The sequence below is a fragment of the Bacillus sp. 05T31 genome (assembly GCF_056396725.1).
Genome location: NZ_JBFTMA010000334.1, coordinates 1 through 4408, shown reverse-complemented (window position 1 = coordinate 4408; position 4408 = coordinate 1). Strand labels below are relative to the sequence as shown.

Below are 4408 nucleotides of genomic sequence, written 5' to 3'. Positions count from 1 at the left end.
ATTTTATACTGACAGGCTTTTTATTCGAATGCCAAAACCAGGTGATGGTAAAGTTGTATATGACGCAATTCAAGCTTCAATACAAGAATTAAAACCTTGGATGGTCTTTGCACAAAAAGAGCAAACAGAGGAAGAAATAGAAGAGAGTATTAGAAAATCGCATATTCAATTTTTGCAGCGTGAAGATTTGAGACTACTAGTTTTTTCGAACGAAACAGGTGAATTTATTGCATCTGCCGGATTACATCGTATTAATTGGGATATACCTCAATTTGAAATCGGGTATTGGATTGATTCAAGGTTTAGTGGAAAGGGCTATATGGTAGAGGCTGCAAAAGGTATAACAGATTATGCTTTCACTGAATTGAAAGCAAACCGCGTAGAAATTCGTTGTGATTCTCTAAATAAGAAGAGTAGAGCGATACCTGAGAAATTAGGATTTAAATTAGAGGGTACTTTAGAAAGCGCGAGTGTTGCGGTGGATGGAAATGGATTAAGGGATATGTGTGTATTTGCAATGACGAGAAATAYATATGAAAAAGAAGAGCTGTAAAGAAACAGCTCTTCTTTTTGTTTATTATGGTACAGGATGTCCATTAGAGCTTTCGAAAAKTGTAAACCATTGTTGGCGGTCTAAATTAACTTTTGTYGCCATTGCAGCCGTTTTTACTCGATCTAATTTACCAGAGCCAACGATTGGCATCATGTTAGCTGGATGAGCGAGTAACCATGCATACATAACAGTATCGATGCTAGTAACACCTAGTTCAGTAGCAACTTTTTGTAAAGTTTCACGTACACGTACGGCGCGTTCTGATTGGCCAGTAAAGATTTCTCCACCAGCAAGAGGTGACCAAATCATTGGATTGATTCGTTTTTCTTGGCATAAATCAATCGTACCTTTTTCAAAATGCTCGATTTGCATCGCAGATACTTCAATTTGATTTGTAATGAGTGGGAAATCTAAATACGAACTTAACATATTAAATTGTGAAGGTAAAAAGTTAGATACACCGAAGTGGCGAACTTTGCCTTCTTGCTTTAAGCGTGAGAACGCTTCTGCCACTTCAGTTGGATCCATAAATGGATCTGGRCGATGGATGAGCAATACATCAATATAATCTGTATGTAAGTTTTGTAATGAATCTTCCGCGCTTTTTATTATATGTTCAGCACTCGTATTGTAGTGAGCAACATATCGCTCTGGAAATTTAGGTGATGGGGGAGCGATTCCACATTTAGTGATGATTTGCATATTTTCGCGTAAGGAAGGCTTTAATTGTAACGCTTCTCCAAACAATCCTTCACACGTATACCCACCATAAATATCAGCGTGATCGAAAGTAGTAATCCCCAAATCCATACAGTCTTCAATAAAAGAAAGTAACTCTTGCTTTGGCATATTCCATTCTGCTAAACGCCAAAAACCTTGAATAATACGAGAAAATTCTAGCGTTTCGGCCATTTGAACTCGTTCCACTATAAGTACCCCCTATATGAATGAATAATATTTTTGAAAAGGCTTTCTTACTACGTATTATTATATAGTTACAGGGTCGTACATACAATAAATATGTTTTGCTACAAAAACGATTTTTTCTATATGCTATAATGTAGAAACATAGAGCTATAAGGAGATGTAAGGGATGATTCCAGTAACAATATTAACTGGTTTTCTTGGATCAGGGAAAACGACATTATTAAATCGAATTTTATCAGAGGATCACGGCAAGAAATTAGCAGTGATTGTAAATGAAATAGGGCAAATTGGTATYGATAATCAATTRATTATGAAYGTTGAAGAAGAAATTATGGAAATGACAAACGGTTGTTTATGCTGTACTGTGCGTGAAGATTTACTTGTTGCTTTAAAACAATTACTGGATGTGAAAGCAGAAGGGAAAATGGACTTTGATGGATTAGTAATTGAAACAACAGGTCTTGCAAATCCAGGTCCGATTATTCAAACTTTCTTTTTAGATCCAGTTATTCAATCTGCATATCAAATTAACGGTGTTGTAACAGTTGTAGATAGCTATCATATACATAAACATTTTGAAAAGGGACTAGAAGCAAAAGAACAAATTGCCTTTGCTGATGTTGTGTTAGTTAATAAATTAGATTTAATTGAAGAAAATGAGAAAGAAAATCTCTTGCATGAACTTCAAGGAATTAACCCGACTGCAAAGTTAATCGAGGCGACTAACTGTGAGGTAGATATTCCATCGTTATTACAAATTCAAACGTTTAAAACGAAAGATACGCTGCAAATTTACCCTCATACAGAACATAACCATCTAGAAGGTGTAAAATCGTTTGTACTACGTGAAGAACGTCCGTTAGATTTACAAAAATTGAATGAGTGGATGTCAGCTGTCGTTCAAGAACTAGGGGAGCATTTATATCGCTACAAAGGAATTTTATCTATTGATGGAGTAGATAAACGTATTGTTTTCCAAGGTGTGCATACGTTATTTGCTGCTTCGTACGATAGAGAGTGGCAAGAGGGCGAAGAGCGAGTAAGCGAAGTAGTTTTCATCGGAAGAGATATTAATAAAGAATGGTTCCAAGAACATTTTGAAGAATGTGTGAAATAAGTCTGCGTAAATCGCAGGCTTATTTTTTATGAGCATTTTAATGAGATAATACTAGATTACAAAAATGAAGTATATAAGGGAAAGAAACTAAAAATAGAAAACATAACATTGATAAATGCATAATAAAAAGCCTGTTTTCACAGGCTTGTATTTTCATCTATAAGTAATTCCATTACAACACCTACAACTGGRCCTTCRTCATCAATATCACCATTTAAACGGAAGCCAAATGACTCATATAGTCCCATTGCGAGTTTGTTGTCAGGATGTAAACTTAAATAAATTATTTTACATTCAAATTTTTCTTGTAAGAATTGAATGAGTATGCGAAGGAAACGTTTTGCGTATCCTTTTCCTTGAAATTGTTGGTCAATCATAAAACGATCTAACCATACACTTTCATGTTTTTGGGAATACCAACCGTACATTGCGTATCCAACGAGTGTTTCTTTGTCATATAAGCCTACTGACGTTCCGTTTTCTTCATATAATGATTCCGCTAAAGAAAACGCATTGATTTCAATAAACTGCTGCTGGTCTTTTGCTACGTCTAAAGCAGCAACTGAACGCCAATTATTTGCTGTTACTTCACAAATGTGAAGATTCATAGTTCCAACTCACCTTCTAAATTAGTATAGCTTACAAGCTAATATGGATAATTCTACTTGTTATTTCGATCAAGTCAAGGATAAATACATAAAAAGGCAGCTGAATGACATATTCAGCTGCCTAGAAAATATAGTTGATTAGTTTGTTGCTTCTTTTAAAGTATTTACGTTTTCTTCCATTAAAGTAAAGTAATCTTTATTGTTCTTAGCATCATCTTCAGAAATAGTAGCAAGGTGATTTAAACGTAAAATTTTTGTGTCAGTTTCTTTTTGAATCACTGATGCTACTTTTGGAGTGGAGAATGTTTCAAATAAAATATATTKTAGACCGTGCTCTTTTACTGTTTTTGTAATGTCAGCMAGCTGYTTTTGAGATGGTTCATCAGATGCTGAAATTCCAGCGATTGGGATTTGTTTTAAACCGTATCGTTGTTCCCAGTAGCCATAAGCTGCGTGTGAAACTAATATTTCTTTCGTTTTTGCATTTGCAACGACAGCTTTAAATTGATCATCTAAATCAGTAAATTTTGTTTGTAGTGCTGCAAAGTTTTTTTCGAACTCTTTTTTATGTTCAGGCTGTAATTCTACAAGTGCATTTTTAATTTTTTCTGCTTGTTTCATCGCAAGAGTAGGATCTATCCAAACGTGTGGGTCTTTATCATGATGATGTTCATCTTCTTTATGACCGTCTCCATGATCGTGCTGCTCTTCTTCAGATGAAGCACGAAGTTCGATATCTTTAGATGCATTTACAGTTTTTACGTTTTCTTTTTTTAATGATTTTTCCATTTTTTCGGCAAATGGTTCTAATTCTGCGCCATTATAAACAAATAAATCGGCTTTCGCAACTTGTACAGTCTGCTTTTGACTCGGTTCAAATGTATGAGAATCCGCACCAGGTGGGTAAATTGTTTCTACATTTACATAATCACCACCGATTTTTTTTGCAAAGTCAGCGAGTGGGAAAATGGTTGTATAAACAGAAAGTTTCCCATCTTTTTTCGCTGCACTATCTTTGTTGTTAGAACATCCAGCAAAGATGAGTGTGAAAATAAGTATAAATGAAAATAGAGCTAATTTTTTAGGCATATAATTCTCCTCTTTTCTTTTTTCTTCTTATATTTTCTCCAAATGTAAGAAGAAAATATCGTTTTAATGCAAAACGGAATAATTACGTTTTAGTTTGCGAACCTAGTATAATAC

Annotated in this window: 5 protein-coding genes; 2 read left to right on the top strand and 3 right to left on the bottom strand. The window is 34.6% G+C overall.

Annotated elements, in window-relative coordinates; translation table 11 throughout:
- Positions 1 to 553, top strand: a 553-nt coding sequence (locus tag AC1DJR_RS18505; protein WP_477003209.1) for a GNAT family N-acetyltransferase, incomplete at its 5' end; no start/stop codon positions are given.
- A gap of 24 nt (positions 554 to 577) precedes the next feature.
- On the opposite strand, the gene AC1DJR_RS18500 is transcribed toward AC1DJR_RS18505, so the two are convergent.
- Positions 578 to 1480: an aldo/keto reductase gene (locus tag AC1DJR_RS18500; RefSeq protein ID WP_477003208.1), complete on the bottom strand. Its 903-nt coding sequence runs from the start codon at positions 1478 to 1480 to the stop codon at positions 578 to 580.
- Positions 1481 to 1646: 166 nt separating this feature from the next.
- Between AC1DJR_RS18500 and AC1DJR_RS18495 the strand changes: the two genes are divergently transcribed.
- Entirely contained in the window at positions 1647 to 2597 is a 951-nt protein-coding gene (locus AC1DJR_RS18495; RefSeq protein ID WP_002086082.1) for a CobW family GTP-binding protein, read from the top strand.
- A 137-nt stretch (positions 2598 to 2734) separates the two neighbouring features.
- On the opposite strand, the gene AC1DJR_RS18490 is transcribed toward AC1DJR_RS18495, so the two are convergent.
- Positions 2735 to 3205: a GNAT family N-acetyltransferase gene (locus AC1DJR_RS18490; protein WP_477003207.1), complete on the bottom strand. Its 471-nt coding sequence runs from the start codon at positions 3203 to 3205 to the stop codon at positions 2735 to 2737.
- A gap of 138 nt (positions 3206 to 3343) precedes the next feature.
- Positions 3344 to 4294, bottom strand: a complete 951-nt coding sequence (locus AC1DJR_RS18485) for a metal ABC transporter substrate-binding protein (RefSeq protein WP_477003206.1) — start codon at positions 4292 to 4294, stop codon at positions 3344 to 3346.
- Positions 4295 to 4408: the final 114 nt, after the last annotated feature.